18 protein-coding genes are annotated in these 19,029 nt (G+C 46.0%); all 18 read left to right on the top strand.

Annotated elements, in window-relative coordinates; translation table 11 throughout:
• Positions 1–796, top strand: a 796-nt coding sequence (locus OU814_RS25720; protein WP_268242547.1) for an acyltransferase family protein, incomplete at its 5' end; no start/stop codon positions are given.
• A 9-nt stretch (positions 797–805) separates the two neighbouring features.
• Positions 806–1,924, top strand: coding sequence for a glycosyltransferase family 4 protein (locus tag OU814_RS25715; protein WP_190650185.1), 1,119 nt, complete (start codon positions 806–808; stop codon positions 1,922–1,924).
• Positions 1,925–2,220: 296 nt separating this feature from the next.
• Positions 2,221–3,219, top strand: coding sequence for a KpsF/GutQ family sugar-phosphate isomerase (locus OU814_RS25710; RefSeq protein WP_268242546.1), 999 nt, complete (start codon positions 2,221–2,223; stop codon positions 3,217–3,219).
• Entirely contained in the window at positions 3,219–3,959 is a 741-nt protein-coding gene (kdsB, locus tag OU814_RS25705; protein WP_268242545.1) for a 3-deoxy-manno-octulosonate cytidylyltransferase, read from the top strand. Before OU814_RS25710 ends, kdsB begins: the two co-directional genes overlap by 1 nt.
• Positions 3,960–4,100: 141 nt before the next feature.
• Entirely contained in the window at positions 4,101–5,273 is a 1,173-nt protein-coding gene (locus OU814_RS25700; protein WP_199329415.1) for a glycosyltransferase family 2 protein, read from the top strand.
• A gap of 14 nt (positions 5,274–5,287) precedes the next feature.
• The gene (locus OU814_RS25695) at positions 5,288–5,959 is read left to right on the top strand and encodes a class I SAM-dependent methyltransferase (protein ID WP_268242544.1); all 672 of its coding nucleotides are present in this window, start codon (positions 5,288–5,290) and stop codon (positions 5,957–5,959) included.
• A 6-nt stretch (positions 5,960–5,965) separates the two neighbouring features.
• Positions 5,966–7,618, top strand: a complete 1,653-nt coding sequence (locus OU814_RS25690; protein WP_268242543.1) for a hypothetical protein — start codon at positions 5,966–5,968, stop codon at positions 7,616–7,618.
• Positions 7,619–7,905: 287 nt separating this feature from the next.
• On the top strand, positions 7,906–9,297 hold the full coding sequence (locus OU814_RS25685; protein ID WP_268242542.1) for a hypothetical protein: 1,392 nt from the start codon (positions 7,906–7,908) through the stop codon (positions 9,295–9,297).
• Positions 9,294–10,208, top strand: coding sequence for a hypothetical protein (locus tag OU814_RS25680; protein WP_268242541.1), 915 nt, complete (start codon positions 9,294–9,296; stop codon positions 10,206–10,208). Before OU814_RS25685 ends, OU814_RS25680 begins: the two co-directional genes overlap by 4 nt.
• Positions 10,209–10,310: 102 nt before the next feature.
• Positions 10,311–11,135, top strand: coding sequence for a 3-deoxy-8-phosphooctulonate synthase (gene kdsA / locus OU814_RS25675; RefSeq protein WP_190650171.1), 825 nt, complete (start codon positions 10,311–10,313; stop codon positions 11,133–11,135).
• Entirely contained in the window at positions 11,132–11,668 is a 537-nt protein-coding gene (locus tag OU814_RS25670) for a KdsC family phosphatase (RefSeq protein ID WP_190650169.1), read from the top strand. The genes kdsA and OU814_RS25670 overlap by 4 nt, the downstream gene beginning before the upstream one ends.
• Complete coding sequence (locus tag OU814_RS25665) at positions 11,640–12,860, top strand: glycosyltransferase family 4 protein (RefSeq protein ID WP_268242540.1); 1,221 nt, start codon at positions 11,640–11,642, stop codon at positions 12,858–12,860. The genes OU814_RS25670 and OU814_RS25665 overlap by 29 nt, the downstream gene beginning before the upstream one ends.
• Before the next feature lie 3 nt (positions 12,861–12,863).
• The gene (locus OU814_RS25660) at positions 12,864–13,445 is read left to right on the top strand and encodes an acyltransferase (RefSeq protein WP_326498330.1); all 582 of its coding nucleotides are present in this window, start codon (positions 12,864–12,866) and stop codon (positions 13,443–13,445) included.
• 5 nt (positions 13,446–13,450) lie between these two features.
• On the top strand, positions 13,451–14,263 hold the full coding sequence (locus tag OU814_RS25655) for a glycosyltransferase family 2 protein (protein WP_268242539.1): 813 nt from the start codon (positions 13,451–13,453) through the stop codon (positions 14,261–14,263).
• A gap of 1 nt (position 14,264) precedes the next feature.
• The gene (locus tag OU814_RS25650) at positions 14,265–15,389 is read left to right on the top strand and encodes a glycosyltransferase (RefSeq protein WP_268242538.1); all 1,125 of its coding nucleotides are present in this window, start codon (positions 14,265–14,267) and stop codon (positions 15,387–15,389) included.
• Between the two features lie 51 nt (positions 15,390–15,440).
• Complete coding sequence (locus OU814_RS25645) at positions 15,441–16,517, top strand: hypothetical protein (RefSeq protein WP_268242537.1); 1,077 nt, start codon at positions 15,441–15,443, stop codon at positions 16,515–16,517.
• Positions 16,518–17,726: a glycosyltransferase family 4 protein gene (locus OU814_RS25640; RefSeq protein ID WP_268242536.1), complete on the top strand. Its 1,209-nt coding sequence runs from the start codon at positions 16,518–16,520 to the stop codon at positions 17,724–17,726.
• A 19-nt stretch (positions 17,727–17,745) separates the two neighbouring features.
• Positions 17,746–19,020 carry a hypothetical protein gene (locus OU814_RS25635; RefSeq protein ID WP_268242535.1) on the top strand — a complete coding sequence of 425 codons (1,275 nt, stop codon included), beginning with the start codon at positions 17,746–17,748 and terminating at the stop codon, positions 19,018–19,020.
• Positions 19,021–19,029 lie beyond the last annotated feature (9 nt).

Genomic DNA, 19,029 nt, shown 5'->3' with positions numbered 1-19,029 from the left:
ACTTGCATTTGCCTTTATCATTCACCCTGACATTCGGGGCAATATTCTCGCTTTTATCCTGTACGCCCAAAACATTCTATTTGCCTTTCAGCCTGAGACGTTTGGGCTACTTTCACATCTTTGGACTTTAGCGATCGAAGCTCAGTTTTATTTGATTTTGCCGTGGCTGGTCATCTGTCTGCCCAAAAAGATGCTCATTCCTCTGTTAGTGGCAATGACTCTGTTTTCTCCGATGTTGCGATTGGTATTACATGTCTACGGTTTGACTCCGCATCAAGCCAATATGATGGTTCCAACGCACTTTGATACGCTCTGCTTAGGGGGCTTGCTCAGTGCGTTGATCGCAGCGGGACAGTCTGGACAAGTGCTAGCAAGAAAGCTCTGTTCGATCGGGCTGTGGCTGGGTGCGCCGATGCTCATGGCATTTATGTTTGGAAGACTGGTTTGGGGAGATGCTGCAATTTTCGTCACCCTCGATGAAACTGGAGCAGGATTGTTTTTTACCTGGCTCATTGGGCGAGCTTCTGTTGGGTTTAACGGATTGGCTGGAGCCATCTTGAACCAAAACTGGCTTGTGTATGGCGGCAAAATTAGCTATGCCGTATATCTATTTCACTTTGAGATTCCGCCGTTCTTTCAAAACCAACTCTTAGGGGGGTTAAATGTGAGGGCGATCGACAATACGCGCATTCTTTTCCCGGTCTATGTTGCAGTCTCGATCGTCATTGCAATCCTGGCTTGGAAATGGATCGAAGAACCGATGAATCAGCAGAAAAAGTACTTTGTCTTAAAATGAGCCTGACCCATGAAGAAAATTGCATTTATTGGCATCAACGATACTGCACCTTGGGGAGGCAGCGAAGCACTTTGGACACAGACAGCGATGCGGCTGGCTCAGTCTGGTTATCAAGTCGGAGTGAATGTGAAAGGATGGGCAACCAAACCCAAGCAGATTCAGGCACTTGAGTCGATGTGTTCGGTTACGTATCGCTATTACGATCGCAATTTGCTCGAAAAGTTGACCTTCATTGCTCAGCGCGGCAAGCAGTTTTATCGCTGGCTCGATCGCTTTCAGCCCGATTTAGCAGTCATCAGTCAAGCCTGTAACAATGATGGACTGTACTGGATGGAAGCTTGTGCTGCTCGAAATATTCCCTATGTCACGATCGCACAATCGGGTTCTGAGCAGTATTGGTATCCCGATGCGCTAAATCAACGACTCGCGATCGCATATCGCCAAACTCAGCGCTGTTATTTCGTCTCGCAGCGGACACTGGATCTGACGGTCAAACAGATTGCGATTGAATTACCGCAAGCGGAAGTGGTGCGAAATCCGTTCAATGTAGCGTACGATGCGGCTCCACCTTGGACTTCGACTGATGCAGGTTTCAAACTTGCCTGTGTGGGGCGAATTAACCCAATTAGCAAAGGACAGGATGTGCTGTTTGAAGTGCTGCGATCGCCAAAATGGAAAAATCGGCCACTCACAGTTACGTTGATCGGAGCAGGCGATCATGTCGAAACGCTGAAGCGCCTGAAAACTCTCTGGGATCTGCCCAATATCGAATTTGGTTCATTCACTCCGAATATCGAAGAGGTCTGGGCAACGCATCATGGCTTGATTTTGCCATCTAGGTACGAAGGATTACCGCTGGTCATTGTTGAAGCGATGTTGTGTGGGCGAACTTGTATCGTGACAGATGTTGCCGGAAATACAGAGTTAGTCGAAGACGAGGTGAATGGATTTGTTGCAAAAGCGCCTACGCCTGAACTATTGGATGAGGCGCTCGAAAGAGCCTGGGACGCGCGTGAATCTTGGTATGAACTGGGCAAAGCCGCCTCTGAAAAGGTGCGTCGCGTCATTCCTCCAGACCCGATCGAAGTATTTGCTCGAACGCTTGAGCAAGTGCTGGCATCGATCTAATCAAATCGCCTTTTTACATCAATTGTGCTCTCTTTTCCGGAAAAGCCTGCGCATAGTCACGGAGTCTTGACGCAGGTAAACAATTGTTAAACCTCTATCATTTCTCCCTGACTGCATGATTGATACCAGAATACGAGGGTAATTACAGATCGTAGAATTGCTGAGAGTTGAGCTTTGAGGGTCGCCTTTGATCTCAGTTCCTCTCCTTCTTCGCCTGCTGCTCATTGTGGCAGAAAAGAAGATTTGATACGAAACTTGTGTCTATTTTCTCCCTGTTGTTTGGAGGCTTTCATTTAATGCCATTGACTCAACCAGAGCTTCACGGGTCACTTTACGGATCGCAAGTCCGATCACTGCTCCAGCTCGAAGCCGACGCGATCGCGAGAACTGCTCAACAGATCGATCCGCATGCGATCGAACAAGCCGTTACACTCTTGCTCAACTGTCGCGGCAAAGTGGTGCTGTCTGGAGTCGGTAAGTCTGGCATTGTTGCTCAGAAAATCGCTGCCACGCTCAACAGTATCGGCGCAATGGCGGTCTATCTCCATCCTTGCGATGCCCTACATGGTGATTTAGGAATTGTCCATGCTGCTGATGTCGGCGTGATTCTCAGCAATAGTGGCGAAACGGATGAACTCTTACAGATGATGCCGCACCTCAAACATCGTCATGTGCCGACAATCGCGATCCTAGGGAATCTCAACTCGTCGCTGGCACAACAAGCGACCGTCACACTCGATGCGTCTGTCGATCGAGAAGCCTGTCCGTTGAATCTCGCACCGACAACTAGCACGACCGTGGCATTAGCAATCGGAGATGCGTTAGCAATGAGCTTGATGCAGATTAAGCAAATTACACCAGAAGAATTTGCCTTCAATCATCCAGCAGGTCGGCTCGGTAAGCGTCTGACTCTGACAGTAAAAGATCTCCTGCATCCAGATAGTCCCAAGCTGGCTCCCGATGCCTCTTGGTTAGAAGTGCTGGCTGCCATCACGCAGGGAGGATTAGGAGCCGTCAGCATTATCAACGATCAAGGACAGTTGCTGGGATTGATTACTGATGGGGACTTGCGGCGCTGGATACAGAAACTAGAGTTTACAGAATTAGCACATACGATCGCTGTACGATTAATGACTCCGAAGCCGATCGTCGTCACTCCAGAAACGCTCGCTTACGATGCCCTGCAATTAATGGAAAATCGCACGTCTCAGATTGCAGTCTTGCCTGTGGTTGATGATGAGCAACACTGTTTAGGACTGATTCGACTACATGACATTGTACGGAGTGGCTTGTAATGGTAAGGATTTTGGCAGTTATTCCAGCGCGGTATGCGTCAGTGCGATTTCCTGGTAAGCCGTTGGTGCAAATCGACGATCGACCAATGGTGCAATGGGTGTATGAAGCTGCAAAACAGTGTTCTGCATTCTCGCACGTGGTCGTCGCGACGGATAGTGCTGAGATCGCGGATTGTGTTCAAAGCTTTGGGGGAGCAGTGGAGATCACTTCGAGCGATCATGCGACTGGAACGGATCGAGTCGCAGAAGTAGCAGAACGCTATCCAGACATTGAGGTTGTGGTGAACGTTCAAGGAGATCAGCCGTTTGTCACGGCAGCAATGCTGCTGCAACTCATTCAGCCTTATCTGGATGGAGAAAGACCAGAAATGACGACGCTGGCTTGTCCTTTAGATCAAGAGACCGGATATCGCGATCCGAATGTGGTGAAAGTGATCTGCGATCAATATCAAAACGCGCTGTATTTCTCGCGAGCGTCGATTCCGTACTATCGCAATACGACTTCTGCTCCAGTGTTTCATCATTTAGGACTGTATGCGTTTCGACGAGACTTCCTCGCCCAATATGCGACACTCACTCCAACACCGCTCGAATACTGTGAAGCATTAGAGCAACTGCGGGTATTAGAGCATGGATATCGCATTCGGGTCTGTCGCACCGAAGCTGCGGTTCCAGAAATCAATACTCCTGAAGATTTGATCGCAGCACAACACTGGATCGCCTCGTCAGTTGCTTTATAAGTTAGTTTTGCGATCGTCTTGCAAAGTTGTTCCACTCAGATTGTCGTTGTCCTTGATTTCGGTTGCGATCGCGTCTGATTCGCACCGCAAACCTTCTGGTGCATCCCAGTATTTCTATTCACCTGCACCTTTTAAACCGAAATGTACAACGCTTTCTCTGGCGAGAGTAGTACGCGCAACGCTGTCTCTACAGTCGAGTTATCGATCGTCATGCCTTGTTTGAACGAAGCAGAAACCCTTGAAACCTGTATTAAAAAAGCACAATGGTATTTAGAACAGCATCAAGTCTCGGGCGAAGTTATTATTGCGGATAATGGCAGTACTGATGGATCTCAAGAAATAGCTCGTAGTTTGGGTGCGCGAGTGATTGATATTCCACAGCGAGGATATGGAAGTGCACTTCGAGGCGGTATTGAAGCAGCACGTGGCGAATATGTGATTATGGGTGATGCGGATGATAGCTATGATTTCACGCGGCTGACACCGTTTCTCGCAAAGTTGCGAGAAGGGTACGACTTGGTGATGGGAAATCGGTTTCGCGGCGGGATCAAACCGGGCGCGATGCCGCGACTGCATCGATTTCTGGGCAATCCAGTTTTAACTTGGGTCGGACGAGTGTTGTTTGCGAGTCCTTGTGGAGATTTTCACTGTGGATTGCGCGGATTCAGAACTCGGAGCATTCAAGAACTGGCGCTTCAGACCACGGGGATGGAGTTTGCCAGCGAAATGGTGGTGAAAGCGACATTGTATCGGCTCCGCATGACTGAAGTGCCTACAACTTTATCGCCTGATGGTCGAAGTCGTCCCCCGCATCTTAGAAGTTGGCGCGATGGTTGGAGGCATCTCCGATTTCTGTTGCTTTACAGTCCTCGTTGGCTCTTTCTGTATCCTGGAATTTTGCTGATGCTGATGGGTGTGTTGCTGTCTGCATGGCTACTGCCTGAAACGCGCGGCATTTTTGATGTTCATACGCTCTTGTACGCGGCGACTGCTGTGATTGTTGGATTTCAAGTCACTGCCTTCGCGGTCTTTTCCAAGCTGTTTGCAATTCGAGAAGGATTGTTGCCGCCCGATCAACGATTGCTGCGCGTGCTGCGTCACATCTCACTAGAGTCTGGGCTGATGCTAGGTAGTGTGCTTTTGACAGTAGGCGTTGGGGGCACGATTTATGCCTTGAATGTCTGGAGCGGAACTTCTTTCGGTGAGCTGAATCCTTCGATCGTGATGCGATTAGTCATTCCATCTGTGACAGCGCTGGCGTTAGGTGTGCAAGTAATTTTTTCTAGCTTCTTTCTGAGCATTCTAGAACTCTAGTGAGATTGAGACTTATGATTTCGACACAGCATGATAGCCCTTATATCGGTCCAAAGCTGGGCGGATTTGCAACTCAGCTTTCCTGGTATGCTCGGCAGCAAATGTTTAAGACGCTGATGCAAGTTGCTCCAATTTCTAGTAAGACGCGGGTGCTTGATGTAGGGGTGACTTCGGATCAGCGGCTTGACTGTAACTTTTTTGAGAAGCTTTATCCCTATCCAGAAAACATCACAGCTGTGGGAACTGAGGATGCGTCTTTTTTAGAGCAAGAACATCCTGGACTAACGTTTGTGCGAACGGATGGATCAGGGTTGCCGTTTCCCGATCGCAGTTTTGATGTGGTCGTCACGTTCGCAGTGGTAGAGCATGTCGGCAACGCTCAACAGCAAAAAGCCTTCATTCGAGAACTCTGCCGCGTTGGGAAGACTTGTTTTATTACGACTCCGAACCGCTGGTTTCCGATCGAGTTTCACACGAGCTTACCGCTGCTTCACTGGTTGCCTCCGAGTTGGTTTCGAGCGATTCTCAAACTGATGGGTAAGTCTTTTTGGGCATCAGAAGCCAATCTAAATCTATTAACCGAGCGAGACGTGCTCAAACTATTTCCAGCCGATTCTAAAGTACAGACGAAGCACTTTAAGCTGTGGGGAATGCGATCGAACTTAGTGTTCTATTCAGAGAATTAGCACACCATGAAATCAATTCGAGTGGACAATTGGATCGCGGTTCTATTTGTCGGAGTAGCTTGTGCGATCGTAGGACTACGCTCTCTGAGTCCATTAGTGCTCAACAGTGATGCTTCAGTTCAGATTGGAGCAGCACTTTCACTGTTAGATGGAGATGGATTTGGGACTTACATTCTCAATTCAGATGTGACACAACCGCCGAAGGTTAATCCACTCACTTGGTATGCACCTGGCTTTTCGCTAGTTTTGTTTGGATTGTTAAAGCTCGGATTACCGATGCCGACCGCATTGAAAGCGATGTACGCGATCGCGTCAATTGTGGGCTGGTTAGGATGGGGATTGATCTTCCGCGATGTGCTGCGATCGCAGCAAAAGGGGGCGCTTTCTCAATGTGTTGCAGGTTTGCTTGCAGTCTTGCTGCCCTTTTATTTCACTTACGATTGGATTGGAACTGATTTATTTTTGTGGGCGGGTATTCCGTTGATCATTCGCTTATTCTATTCGAGCAATGAGCGAAATGATGCATCATTCTGGATTGGTTGCTTAGTCGGCTTGATGTATGCGTTTCGATATGCCGCAATTTTCATCATTGTTGGCTTCTGTTTGTTCTTTTTGATAAAGCGACGAAACTTTCTCAAATTAGGAAAGATTCTTCTAGGATTTGGGCTGTTTTATGGCGCAATCTCAATCTATCGATCGCTGGTCAGTACCCGCGTTCCAAGCCAGCTTACGGTATCTGGGTTATTACAACCCGATGCTTTGTTGAGAAAACTCATACAGATTGCAGACGGGTTGAGACAAGTTCGGTATCTGCTCTTTAGCCATTTGAGCGGAGTGATTCCGAGTGGTCGAATTATCATTGTTCTCGTGTTTGCGTTATTGCTGATTTATGCTTCGATTTTGGTTTGGGGCTACCCTAGCGGTTCAGAGAAAAGAAGCAGCAATTCTCGATTAGAGATCATTCTATGTCTAAACTTTGGACTGATTTCAATGCTCGCAGTGATCAGCTTTTTTTCGTCGATCGACTTCGTTTATCTAGCTGATCAGAGGTACTACTACCCACTTTTTCCATCGCTTGTCCTGGTCGCGTACGAAGTTGGATTTGGGCAGGATCAAACTCGATTTGATTGGAATCAGTTGCTGAAGATCGTTTCGCTCGTTTTCCTAGGAAGCTTAATATTTTTCTCGGTTACTGTTTTTTTGCGTACTCCCGATCGAGTCTTTGGCTTTGATCGATTTGATGCCAAAATGTATCTGACAGAATATCCCAGCAATGACATTCTCAATCGACATCCAGACAGTTATGAAACAGCGATCGAGTTACTCAAAAAGAATCCGCAAGCGAAGATTATCTCCTTTGCTGAAAACTTCGATTTTTATCACACATTAGATCCTGAAATTCGCAGACGGTTTTTACCTGCTTCCTATCTGAAACAAAAGATTTTTTCAACGCATACTTCAAGCCGCGATTTACCTGTTTACTTAATCTTCGGAATGGAAGAAAATTGTAAATCTTACTGCTTTTATGACTCTGGAAAAAAAGTTGAACTTATCGAGCAAATTGCTCCACCAAAAGTGGTTTATGAGAACAATCAGGAAAAGGTCAGAATTCTATCGACTAAGCTACCAAAAGGACTCAAATTCAAGTTTTCTCTATGAAACCAATTCAGACAGAACATTGGATCATAATTTTGTTTGTTGGAATGGCTTGTGCGATCGTGCTTTTACGATCGCTAGCTCCGCTTTTGATAAATAGTGATGCTTCAGTTCAGATTGGTGCGGCACTTTCGCTGCTTAATGGAGAAGGATTAGGAACATACATTCTGAACGATGATCTTTCGCAGCCTCCGAAAGTGAATCCGCTCACTTGGTTTGCTCCAGGGTTTTCGCTTACTTTGTTTTTATTACTCAAAGTTGGATTTTCGGTTGCGATCGCACTCAAGTTTATGTATGGGATCGCAACGATTCTCGGCTGGTTCGGATGGGCACTCATTTTTCGTGATGTCATTCAATCCCAACAACAAACATTCGTCTCAAACAGCGCTGCCGTTCTGCTAGCGCTCGGACTTCCGCTGTATTTCACTTATGATTGGGTTGGAACTGATTTATTTTTATGGGCGGGCATCCCGTTTATCATCCGCTTATTTTATTTGAGTGAATTGTCCCAAGATGAGAAACTCAATCGATATTTCTGGCTCGGATGCTTAGTGGGCTTAATGTATGTCTTTCGATATGCTTCAGCTTTTATTTTTATTGGTTTTCTTCTACTGTTTCTAATCAGAAGAAAAGGATTCATTAAGCTTAGAAAAATTACTCTAGGGTTTGGAATCTTTTTTTGCGCGGTTTTGCTCTATCGCATATTCGTTAAGACAACTGTTCCCACTCAGCTTACTTCAGAGAGATTTTTTCAAATCAATATATTACGCAGCAAACTTTCTGAAATTATTAATAGCATCACGCAATTTAAGTTTCTTTTATTTAGCCACCTTAATCATTACTATATTCCTGGCAGTCGATCTCTAGTGATAGTTATATTGCTAGTTTTATTATTTGTTTTAATCTGGGGCTATCCAAGCTTTAAAGCAAGAAACTTAAGAAATCCTCGAATTGAATTCATTCTCTGTCTTAATTTTGCACTTATTATTTTCCTCGCTTTGATTAGCTTCTTTTCTTCTGTTAACTTTCTATATCTCGGAGATCAACGTTACTATTATCCGCTTTTTCCTTCACTCACATTGCTGATTTATGAAGTTGGGTTTTGCACAATAGAAAATAAGCTCAATCAAGACCGAATTATCAAGACAATCGCTCTACTTTATTTGGGAGTTCTAGCGTTTTCTACAACGACTGTATTTTTACGTGCACCTCATCGAGTCTTTGGCTTTTGGGAGATTAACCCTCCGGTTGATATTGCAGCATACCCAAGTAACGAAATTCGGAGTCGATTTCCTGAAAGCGATCGCAAAGTGATTGAACTATTACATCAAAATCCGAAAATGCTCGCGATCTCTTTTGCTCAAAGCTTCATTTTTTCTCACCTTGTAGAAACAGATATACGTAAGCGGATGTTGCCTGTTGCAGCGGTCGCAAATGTGAATTCAATTTTTTTATCTCAACATACTCTTAGCCAGGAGATTGATGCATTTCTCATTTTCGGCATTGATGACAGTTGTAAAACTTACTGCTATCACACAACGAGTAGAGAAGTCGAATTAATGAAACAAATTCCCCCTCCCCAGCTTGTGTACAAAAACGAAATCGAGAAAATTAGAGTCTTCTCGACTAAGCTACCAAAAGGATTAAAGGTTGTGTTTTCTTCGCAAGCGTCTCCGATATGACTCAGCTAACTCCCAGAGCAATTCCGGTTGTGATGATTCATACCGGGTATTCACCTTATTTGCCATACACACTTGCTCAAGCCAAAGCAACGAATCCTCGATCGCAAATTGTTCTATTAGGTGATCGACGAAATGCTTTTCTCAACTTTGTACATCACAATGATATCTCGAACTATTTTGCGGCAGCAAAAGCGTTTGATCAGGTGTATCGCAATCAGCACCAAAGTCCCAATAGCTATCAGTATGAGTTGCTGTGTTTTCAGCGCTGGTTCATTTTGAAAGAATTTATGGAGGTCAATCATATTCCCGTCTGCCTGCACATTGATTCCGATCTAATGCTTTATGGCAATGCAACTGAAGAGTTCGATCGTATTCAAGCGAAGCATCCGAAGGTTGAATTTACTGTACACAATCGAGGCTGTGGGCATAACTCGTTTATTACGCTGAGCGGCATTCGTAAGTTCTGTAACCTAATTATGGAGACTTACACCAATCCAGACTTGTTTGAGATCATCGAACAACAACAAGCCAAGCGACGTGCAGATCGTCCGCACTTGCCGATTGAGGTTTTAGGCGGAATTTCAGATATGAGCTTGCTGCGGCGATTTTGCGAATTGTATCCCGATAAAATTGCTTCAACAGGGGAGATCATCGAATCTGCCACATTCGACTTCAAAATCGACTCAGACAGCGGCGGATACGAGATGGAAAACGGTTTGAAAAAGATTCAATGGAGAAATCGACAGCCGTTTTGCAAACAATTGAACTCGGATCAGTGGGTGCGGTTTAATTCGCTTCACTTTCAAGGCGGAACGAAGAAACATATTGACCAATACTTCAAAGGCAATGTTCTGACGGTGTTCTATTACAAGCTGACTGGTCGCGTACTCTGGAAGCTCCAGCATTCGTAGACTACAAATCTCGCCACTCTATTCGCAGTCAATCCGGTATCATCTGAGATCGTTCAGTTACTGCGCTCCATGATTTAATCTTTACTTGAAGAAGCCATTCCTATGAATCAAGTCAACATCTCACCTGGGATCACGATTGGAGAGCATCAGCCATTGGCGCTGATTGGCGGTCCTTGTGTGATCGAATCAGAAGACTTTACGCTGAAAATGGCAGACCAGATTAAACAAGTCTGCGATCGCTTATCGATTCCGTTCATCTTCAAATCCTCATTCGACAAAGCAAATCGTACGTCGATCATGTCCTACCGAGGACATGCGATCGACGAGGGCTTGGAAATTTTGCGGAAGGTGAAAGAAAAAATTGGAGTTCCGGTACTGACTGACATTCACGAAAGTAATCAAGCTGCAATCGCGGCTGAAGTCGCCGATGTGCTACAAATTCCTGCTTTCTTGTGTCGCCAAACGGATCTCTTAGTTGCTGCGGCTGAAACGGGACGTACGGTGAATGTGAAAAAAGGGCAGTTCCTCGCACCGTGGGATATGAAGAACGTAGTTCGGAAGCTGGAAACGAGCGGCGCGAAAAACATTTTGCTGACCGAGCGCGGGACAAGCTTTGGCTATAACGCGCTAGTTGTGGATTATCGATCGCTGCCGCAGATGAGAGCACTTGGCTATCCGGTTGTGTTTGATGCGACACATAGCGTTCAGATGCCCGGAGGACAAGGCGACAAGTCTGGTGGTCAGCGTCATTTTGTTCCGACGCTTGCAAGAGCCGCTGCTGCCGTTGGGATTGATGCACTGTTCATGGAAATTCACGAAGATCCTGACAATGCACCCAGCGATGGTCCGAATATGATTCCACTGTCAGAATTAGAAGCGGTTTTGAAGCCGATTTTGCAGATTCGCTCGGTGGTCTCTGAATCATGACTTTGATCCCTCAAGCCGAACTCGAAGCACGATTGGCTCAAGTGCAGTTACTCGCACTTGATGTTGATGGTGTTCTGACGGACGGTGGACTGTATTACACCGAAACGGGCGAAGAACTGAAGAAGTTTAACGTCAAAGATGGGTTAGGGATTCAGCGAGCCATGGGTTGCGGGGTACAAGTTGCAATCTTTTCGGCAGGATCTTCTTCAGCGACCTTGCATCGAGCGAAGCGGTTGGGAATTCAGCATGTGTATCTCAGAGTTCCAGATAAGTTAGCTGCACTGAAACAATTGTGTGAAACCTTGTCGGTTTCGCTCGATCGCGTCGCTTATATCGGTGATGATTTAGTCGATATTCCTGCCATGCGAACGGTTGGTGTGCCGATCACGGTTGCCGATGGAATGCCCGAAACTCAAGCGGTTGCCGTCTATATTACTCAAAAGTCCGGAGGACAGGGAGCAGTACGCGAAATCTGTGATCTGATTGCGAAACTTCACCCAACTGATGCGAGTTCTACATATCAATCAATCTGATACCTATGGCGGAGCCGCGATCGCGGGTTATCGTCTGCATCAAGGCTTACTTAGTCAAGGCGTGGATTCTCGCTTAATGGTCGGGCGGATGGAAACGAATGACGATCGAGTGTCTTTAGTGCCTCATGGGTCACCGTTTGAGCAGCAATTCAAGCGCGTCACCCAAAAGTTCGGTTTCAATCACGTACATTTGTGGTCAACATTCCAGATCGCTCACCATGATTTTTATCAATCGGCTGAGGTTCTGAATTTCCACAACATCCACACTGGATTTTTTAACTATCTCGCTCTGCCAAGACTCGTAAAACGTAAGCCTGCAGTGCTGACTCTGCATGATATGTGGCTGTTTACAGGACACTGTGCCTATAGCTATGGCTGCGATCGCTGGAAAATCGGCTGCGGAGATTGTCCAGATCTTACGATTTATCCTGCAATGCGCCGAGACAGCACTCGATGGGAATGGAAGCTCAAAGACTGGCTTTACAATCAAGCAGCGTTTTCTGTCATTGCGCCAAGTCGATGGCTGGCAGATTTAGCTCACCAGAGTTTGCTGAGCCGATTTCCGATCTATCACATCCCGAATGGTATTGATCTAGAAGTTTATCAACCGCTGAATCGAGCAGATTGTCGGTCGAAGCTTCAAATTCCCCCCGATCGCCAAGTGATTTTGTTTGTCTCACACACGCTGAAAGATGCCCGTAAAGGTGGTGATGTGATGCTGCAAGCGTTAGGGCGACTTCCTAACTCGGCAAAGTCCAACTTAGTTCTACTCGCAATGGGCGAAGAGGGAGACAACATTGCAGCCCAAGTTGGCATTGATACGATCTCGCTTGGCTATGTGAAAGAAGAACATTTGAAAGCAATCGCTTATTCTGCGGCAGATTTGTTTGTATTTCCGACTCGTGCCGATAACTTACCACTTGTGCTGCAAGAAAGTATGGCTTGCGGAACGCCGATGGTTTCTTGTGACGTGGGAGGAGTTTCAGACTTAGTTCGTCCGGATGTAACTGGATATCTTGCGAAGCCTGAAGATGTCGAAGATCTAAGTCGCGGGATTCAGATGCTCTTGAACTATCCGGAACAGCGTCGAAAGATGGGAGAAGCTTGTCGATCGATTGCGGTTTCAGAATATTCGATCAATTTGCAAGTTCAACGCTATCTCGACGTATACCAGCAGAGTTTATCCCAGTGATCTATGAGTGATAGTCTTCGTGTTCAGTCGTTTCCCATCGTGTCGATGCCTTCAAAACGTTATCTTTTTGATTCGTTTAAATTCAGTTTGTTGCAGTGGATCGGCAAGATTCCCGCGCAAGCAATTCGCCATTTTCTCTATCGCAGGCTCTACCATCTGACGATCGGTGAGGGAACTGTGATTTATAACAGTTGCCATTTTCGTTCTCCTGAGAAAACGATTATCGGTAGTCATACAAGTATTGGCGATCAGTGTGTGTTAGATGGGCGGGGCGGACTAACGATTGGGCATTCGGTCAATCTTTCAACTGCGGCTTGGATCTGGACAGCACAGCATGATTTGAACGATCGAGAGTTTGCTGGAACCTCCGCTCCAGTTGTCATTGAAGATTATGCTTGGATTAGTTCAAGAGCGACAATTTTACCCGGAGTGACGATCGGGAAAGGTGCGGTAGTTGCAGCGGGCGCGGTTGTGACGAAATCAGTTGCTCCGTTTGACATTGTAGGTGGTGTACCTGCCAAAAAAATTGGAGAGCGCAATCAAAACCTCGATTACAAACTGACCTCTTGCATCGCTTTTTGGTAGCCCGAATGATTACAGTGATTACTCCTGTTTACAATGGTGAACATTATATTGAAGCTTGCTTGCAATCGGTTATTGCTCAAAACTGTTCAGAGGTCGAGCATTTGATCATGGATGGGGGATCACACGATCGCACCATCGAAATTATCAAATACTATGCAGATCTCTATCCTCATATTCGCTGGATCTCTGAGAAAGATCGGGGACAGTCGGATGCGATGAACAAAGGGATTCGCCTCGCAAAAGGGGAGATTGTTGGATTTTTGAATGTCGATGATTACTATGAGCCGGATGTCTTGAACCAAGCGATCGAGCTTTTCAAAACGCTTCCGGTTCCGAGCTTAGTCGTGGGTAACTGTAATGTCTGGGATGATCATGGCAATTTGAAAAAATACAATCGTCCTAAACATCTTCGTTTCACTGATCTCTTACTCGGAGCAAACATTCATCCTCATCCGATCAATCCTTCTGCCTATTTCTATCATGCTTGTCTACACGACACGATCGGAGAATACAACATCGAAGAACACTTTGCCCTGGATGTCGATTTCATTCTGAGAGCCGTCCAAGTTGCAACGGTGAAACATGTCGATCGCACATGGGGAAACTATCGCGAAATTTCTGGTACAAAGACTGTGACCGATTGGCAAACTGGGCAGGGAACGGCTCGATCGGCGGCATTGCTCAAACGCTATCGAGATCAACTTCCTTTCTTAGTTCGCACTCAAAACGCCTTACTCTACGTCGTTCTCAACACTGTACATGATTCAACACACCTGCTAAAACGCGGGATCGCAAAGATTGCTCGATCGCTGAAATAACATGAAAATCGGATATCTGCATATTGGAGCGCCAGAGCACGGAATTGTGCGTTATGGACGCTATTTGGCAAAGGAAGCTAGAACTCGACTTGAACTGAGTGTGATCGAAGCTGAAGTTGTTTTAACTGGAGATCAGAATGTCGATCGACAAAATCTGCAAGTCGCCGCGAAAACGCTTTCTCAAGCGGATATTGTTCACTTTCAGCACAATGCAGAAATCTGGGGCAGAAAACAACAAGTTCAACACCTAGACACCTTCTTCAAAGCTTGCACATCTCCGAAAGTTGCTACGCTGCATGATGTATTCTATCCCCCGCACCATTTACAGCTATTGCAGCAAGTTCTATCCAGAAAGCGATCGATGTTTGACTGGTTAACGACCTTCGCCCGCCAGCAAATATCTCCCAACGTTCGAGCATTGAGAAAAATTGTTCACGAAACGTCTTTTGTGCTGGTCTGTACCGAAGAAGAAGCAAAACGCCTCGAGCGCCATACATTCAATGTCAAAATCATTCCTCATTTTGTCGAAACTCGCAGGTTTGATCTCAGTCCAGAAGCTGCTCGTGAGCAGTTGAATCTGTCTGGAAAGACTGTGATTACGCTTTTAGGATTTATCTATCGCGGGAAAGGACATGACTTACTGGTTAAGGCTTTAGCGAAACTTCCCCCACACTATGACGTGGTTTTTGCAGGAGGACTTGGACATGCTGAATTTTTAGAGCAGGTACTAGATTTAGCGAAGACTTTGGGTGTTGTTGATCGTATTCGAGTCACAGGCTATCTTTCTGAAGCCGAGCAAGCCCGATATCTTGCTGCGACTCATCTGGCAGTCTGTCCGTTTGAGAAAACTTCAGCCTCTGGTTCTCTTTGTACCTGGATTTCTGCTCACAAGCCAATTCTGGCGTTTAACCTCCCTCAAATTGCTGAATACAACTGCTTACAACCGAATGCAATTTCGACTTTTTCAACGTATGAACCGGATAGTTTAGCGATCGCAATCGAACAAACGCTCTCACAGCCTCAAGATACAACTGAGATCGCGCAACTGCATCGACATCTCGAACTGCCTGTGATTCTCGATCGACATTTAGAACAATACGCTGCTGTGATTGCTGGTCATGCCTAATCTATCTTTTCTGCTGAAACACTTGAGTCAATCTGGATGGAGCCGAACTGCATGAGCATTGTACTAGATTCGTTTTTTGACCCTAGCCCAGTCGGTCACGGAGGCAATCGTCGCAGTGCTCAAATTGTAGAGCTACTTACGCGATCGCAGATTCCATTCACTCGATTCGAGCGACAACTGCTGACAACGGGACGCGATCGCGTTTTTGCGGCAATCAGAGCGTTGTGCAATCCGAAAACCGTTCGCTTTATTCTGAAGCATCAAATTGAACTTCAACCTGCACTCAAGAATTTGGCATTCTGTGGCTTTCAGCGGCAACTGTATGATCAGGTTTTATCTCAACACACTGAAAGCAATCTTTTACTCTGGGAAGCAACCAAAAACTATGTTGCACCTTATGTTGCGAAAGATCGAAACTTTAAGGTGATTGCCGTTCCCCAGAATATAGAGTATTTTGTTCCGGATGCCTTTCCCGAATCGCTTTCCACAGAGATTCGGGCTTTAGTCAGTGCCGATTTTGTGTTCTGTATCTCACGCGAGGAAGAATGGTTGCTGCGGTTACATGGCGCAAATGCCTACTATCTGCCGTACTATCCACCCCGGGAGATTGAACAACAGTTACTCAATATTCGTGCCCGACGAACACCCGGAGATCGCTTTCTCATTCTTGGCAGCGCGAGCAATCCCCCTACGCGCCAGGGCATAATTGAGCAGATTCAATGGCTCAAACAGATCCGCCCGCATCTCGAATTTGAGGTGGATATTGTTGGTAACAAAACCGAATCGCTGAAAGACTATTGTGATCAGACATTCACGCTCCACGGTACAGTCAGCGATGAGCAACTGACTGCGTTAATGACTCATGCCAAAACTGCTCTGATTCACCAAACTGCAAGTTCTGGTGCGCTCACTCGCATTCCAGAGCTTCTGATGGCTGGAATTCCAGTGATTGCGAATGGAAATGCGTGCCGGAGTGCGTTTAGCTATGCAGGCGTGTATTGCTACGATGACGAGTTTGAATTGCTCGATCTCTTCACTCAATCGTTGAATTCGCCTCCCTCGCCACCGCGTCCGATTGCCGCTGAGAAACGTTTTATTGATGCTGTCCAACATCTAAGTCAAGCCTAAATGTTAAAAACTGATCATGTCATGTTGTTCGACCTGCTCAGCGGGGGACATCATGGAACATACCTACGGTATCTAGTGAAAGCTTGGCTCGAAGAACCGTTCTCAACGAGACTAACGCTGGTGGTCTCGCCGGATTTTTTCACGGTGCATCAGGAAGTCGTAGAACTCGTCGATCGACATGCTCAGATCGAATTACTCGCGATTTCAGCCCCAGAAGAACAAGAGCGCAAACAGGCTTCAGGTCTTCGATTGGGTTTTGTCGAGTGGCGGATTTTCTGCCGATATGCTGCACAAATTCAAGCGACTCATGCGCTGTTGATGTATTTCGATTACTTTCAACTCGCGATCGCGTTCGGTCAGTCTGCCCCCTGTCCGTTTAGTGGCATCTATTTTCGTCCGACTTTTCACTATCACACCTTCGCGCATCATGCGATGACGCTGAAAGATAAAGTGCGATCGTGGCGACAACAAGCATTACTGTCTCTTGCGCTCAGAGCACCTCAGTTTCACACGTTGTTCTGTCTTGATCCGTTTGCGGTGAAAGCTCTCTCCTCTCGACATCTTGCACCCAAAATTGTTCATTTACCCGATCCAGTCGAAATTGTTCCGGTTTCTAGTGAAACAGTTGCGAATTTAAGAATGAAGCTGGAAATTGAGCCAAATCGGAAGATTTTCTTACTGTTTGGTCGAATCACTGGGCGCAAAGGGGTATATAAGCTGTTTGATGCGGTCAAACAGATGTCTCCGGAGCAATGTCAGCGGATCTGTCTGCTACTAGTCGGTGATATTCCTGCTCAGGACAAAGCTGCAATTGATCAGGAGGTAGCTGAAATTCGCAAATCTCAACCGATTCAAATTTTGATTCAAGAGGGTTTTCTGCGCGAAGCGGAAGTGCCAGCTTATTTTCAGCTTTCCGATATTGTGCTTGCCTTGTATCAGCGGCATGTGGGAATGAGTGGGATTTTGCTACTAGGAGCGGCTGCTCAAAAACCGATGCTGGTTTCAAACTACGGCTTGATGGGAGAACTCACAGAGCGGTATGGCTTGGGTTTATCGATCGATGCCGAGTCTCCAGAAGAAATCGCTCAAAGTTTAGTGGATTGCTTGGGCAATTCTGCTCTGGGCAATATTGACAAAATGCAGTTTTTTGCCGACCAAAATCACTGGAGCATTTTTACTGAGACCATTCGCAGAGAAATTCTTATCTAGGCTTTATTCTAAGGAACCTATGTCAGATATCTACCTTGTACTCTTTATTGTCGCTTGTATCGCCTGTGTTAGCTGGGGACTCGATCGAATGTCGAGAGTGTATCAGTACCCCTTCTTCATGGGAGGAATTTTTGCTGCTTTTCTTGTCCCGCAAGCACTTTCTCTCTATCTAACTAAGAAACTTCCCTCAGAAACTGCACTAGAACGAGTTTTATTAATGTCGTTTCTGTGTGCAACAGCCAGTTTTTTGAGTGCTTGGCTCCCCGCTCCAAAAAAGCCAATTCGATTACTTCAACAATCGCTCAGCGACAAAAAACTGTTTCAGATTGGATTAATACTTGCAGCGGCAGGACTCATTTTTTCTCGTTGGGCAAGTGGAACAGAAGCCACAGTAAACAACCGTGGACAACTCACAGGACTGCGAACAATCTTATCGACCTTCACTTATTTATCGCTTCCAGGACTATCGATTTTGCTATCGTTATGCTTGAAGTGTCCAACTATGTCTCGCTTAGTTGCGACCTTATTCGCTGCGTTAGGTCCTTTACAGAGAGTCGTTTTCTATGGTCGGCGAGAAGTCATAGCGTCTCTTCTACTTACAGTTGCCCTCACCCTCTTCTTTCATAGGGGTTGGAAACCACCGCGATCGCTAGTAGTTGGAGGAGTTGTGTTTGCACTTCTCGCTATCCCATTAGCAGGTGAGTATCGACGTATTAGTTCAAGCGGGGACTGGAGTCAGTTATGGAACTTAGATCCAGTTGGAACGCTTCAGGCAGATATCTCCAACGCGAAAGATTTAGAGCTTGAATGGGCAGCGTTACAGATGGATGCGGCAGTCAAAACCGGGCAATATGGTTATGGTGTTGGCTACTGGAATGAGTTAGTGTTCCGATTTATCCCGGGGCAACTAGTAGGGAGAGATTTCAAAAGCAGTTTGATGATTGAAACTCAGTCTTTTAATCTCAAAAAGCTGTACGACGGATTTGTTGTGAATCCTGGATTAGTTCCGACTGGTGTGTGTGATTCTTTTCTAGAATTTGACTATTTTGGCTGTCTAGTATTTCTAGCATTAGGATATCTCTACAAAGTACTTTGGACTTCAGCAACAAGAGACAATAGCTTTGTAGCTCAACTGCTTTACGTTAGTTTTATTCCTAGTGCCTTGAAAGGTGTGACTCATGGAACACGTACCTGTCTTGCAGATATGACTTTTTACTTAATTTTTCTTGGAATAGCAGTTCTATATGCTCGAAAACGAGTTCGCACTTCACAGTCGATCGCGACGACCAGCTAGGAGTATACA

Source organism: Leptolyngbya sp. GGD, from assembly GCF_026735145.1.
GTDB lineage: Bacteria > Cyanobacteriota > Cyanobacteriia > Leptolyngbyales > Leptolyngbyaceae > Leptolyngbya > Leptolyngbya boryana.
The sequence above is the reverse complement of the archived record's forward strand: the minus strand, read 5'-3'. Positions and strand labels throughout refer to the sequence as shown.

What these genes read in the sequence shown, in the direction of transcription:
- OU814_RS25700 (WP_199329415.1), top strand. Translation starts at nt 4,101, where the DNA reads ATGTACAACGCTTTCTCTGGCGAGAGTAGTACGCGCAACGCTGTCTCT.
- OU814_RS25695 (WP_268242544.1), top strand. Translation starts at nt 5,288, where the DNA reads ATGATTTCGACACAGCATGATAGCCCTTATATCGGTCCAAAGCTGGGC.
- OU814_RS25690 (WP_268242543.1), top strand. Translation starts at nt 5,966, where the DNA reads ATGAAATCAATTCGAGTGGACAATTGGATCGCGGTTCTATTTGTCGGA.
- OU814_RS25665 (WP_268242540.1), top strand. Translation starts at nt 11,640, where the DNA reads ATGCGAGTTCTACATATCAATCAATCTGATACCTATGGCGGAGCCGCG.
- OU814_RS25710 (WP_268242546.1), top strand. Translation starts at nt 2,221, where the DNA reads ATGCCATTGACTCAACCAGAGCTTCACGGGTCACTTTACGGATCGCAA.
- OU814_RS25680 (WP_268242541.1), top strand. Translation starts at nt 9,294, where the DNA reads ATGACTCAGCTAACTCCCAGAGCAATTCCGGTTGTGATGATTCATACC.
- kdsB (WP_268242545.1), top strand. Translation starts at nt 3,219, where the DNA reads ATGGTAAGGATTTTGGCAGTTATTCCAGCGCGGTATGCGTCAGTGCGA.
- OU814_RS25670 (WP_190650169.1), top strand. Translation starts at nt 11,132, where the DNA reads ATGACTTTGATCCCTCAAGCCGAACTCGAAGCACGATTGGCTCAAGTG.
- OU814_RS25655 (WP_268242539.1), top strand. Translation starts at nt 13,451, where the DNA reads ATGATTACAGTGATTACTCCTGTTTACAATGGTGAACATTATATTGAA.
- OU814_RS25660 (WP_326498330.1), top strand. Translation starts at nt 12,864, where the DNA reads ATGAGTGATAGTCTTCGTGTTCAGTCGTTTCCCATCGTGTCGATGCCT.
- OU814_RS25635 (WP_268242535.1), top strand. Translation starts at nt 17,746, where the DNA reads ATGTCAGATATCTACCTTGTACTCTTTATTGTCGCTTGTATCGCCTGT.
- OU814_RS25645 (WP_268242537.1), top strand. Translation starts at nt 15,441, where the DNA reads ATGAGCATTGTACTAGATTCGTTTTTTGACCCTAGCCCAGTCGGTCAC.
- OU814_RS25650 (WP_268242538.1), top strand. Translation starts at nt 14,265, where the DNA reads ATGAAAATCGGATATCTGCATATTGGAGCGCCAGAGCACGGAATTGTG.
- OU814_RS25715 (WP_190650185.1), top strand. Translation starts at nt 806, where the DNA reads ATGAAGAAAATTGCATTTATTGGCATCAACGATACTGCACCTTGGGGA.
- OU814_RS25685 (WP_268242542.1), top strand. Translation starts at nt 7,906, where the DNA reads ATGTATGGGATCGCAACGATTCTCGGCTGGTTCGGATGGGCACTCATT.
- OU814_RS25640 (WP_268242536.1), top strand. Translation starts at nt 16,518, where the DNA reads ATGTTAAAAACTGATCATGTCATGTTGTTCGACCTGCTCAGCGGGGGA.
- kdsA (WP_190650171.1), top strand. Translation starts at nt 10,311, where the DNA reads ATGAATCAAGTCAACATCTCACCTGGGATCACGATTGGAGAGCATCAG.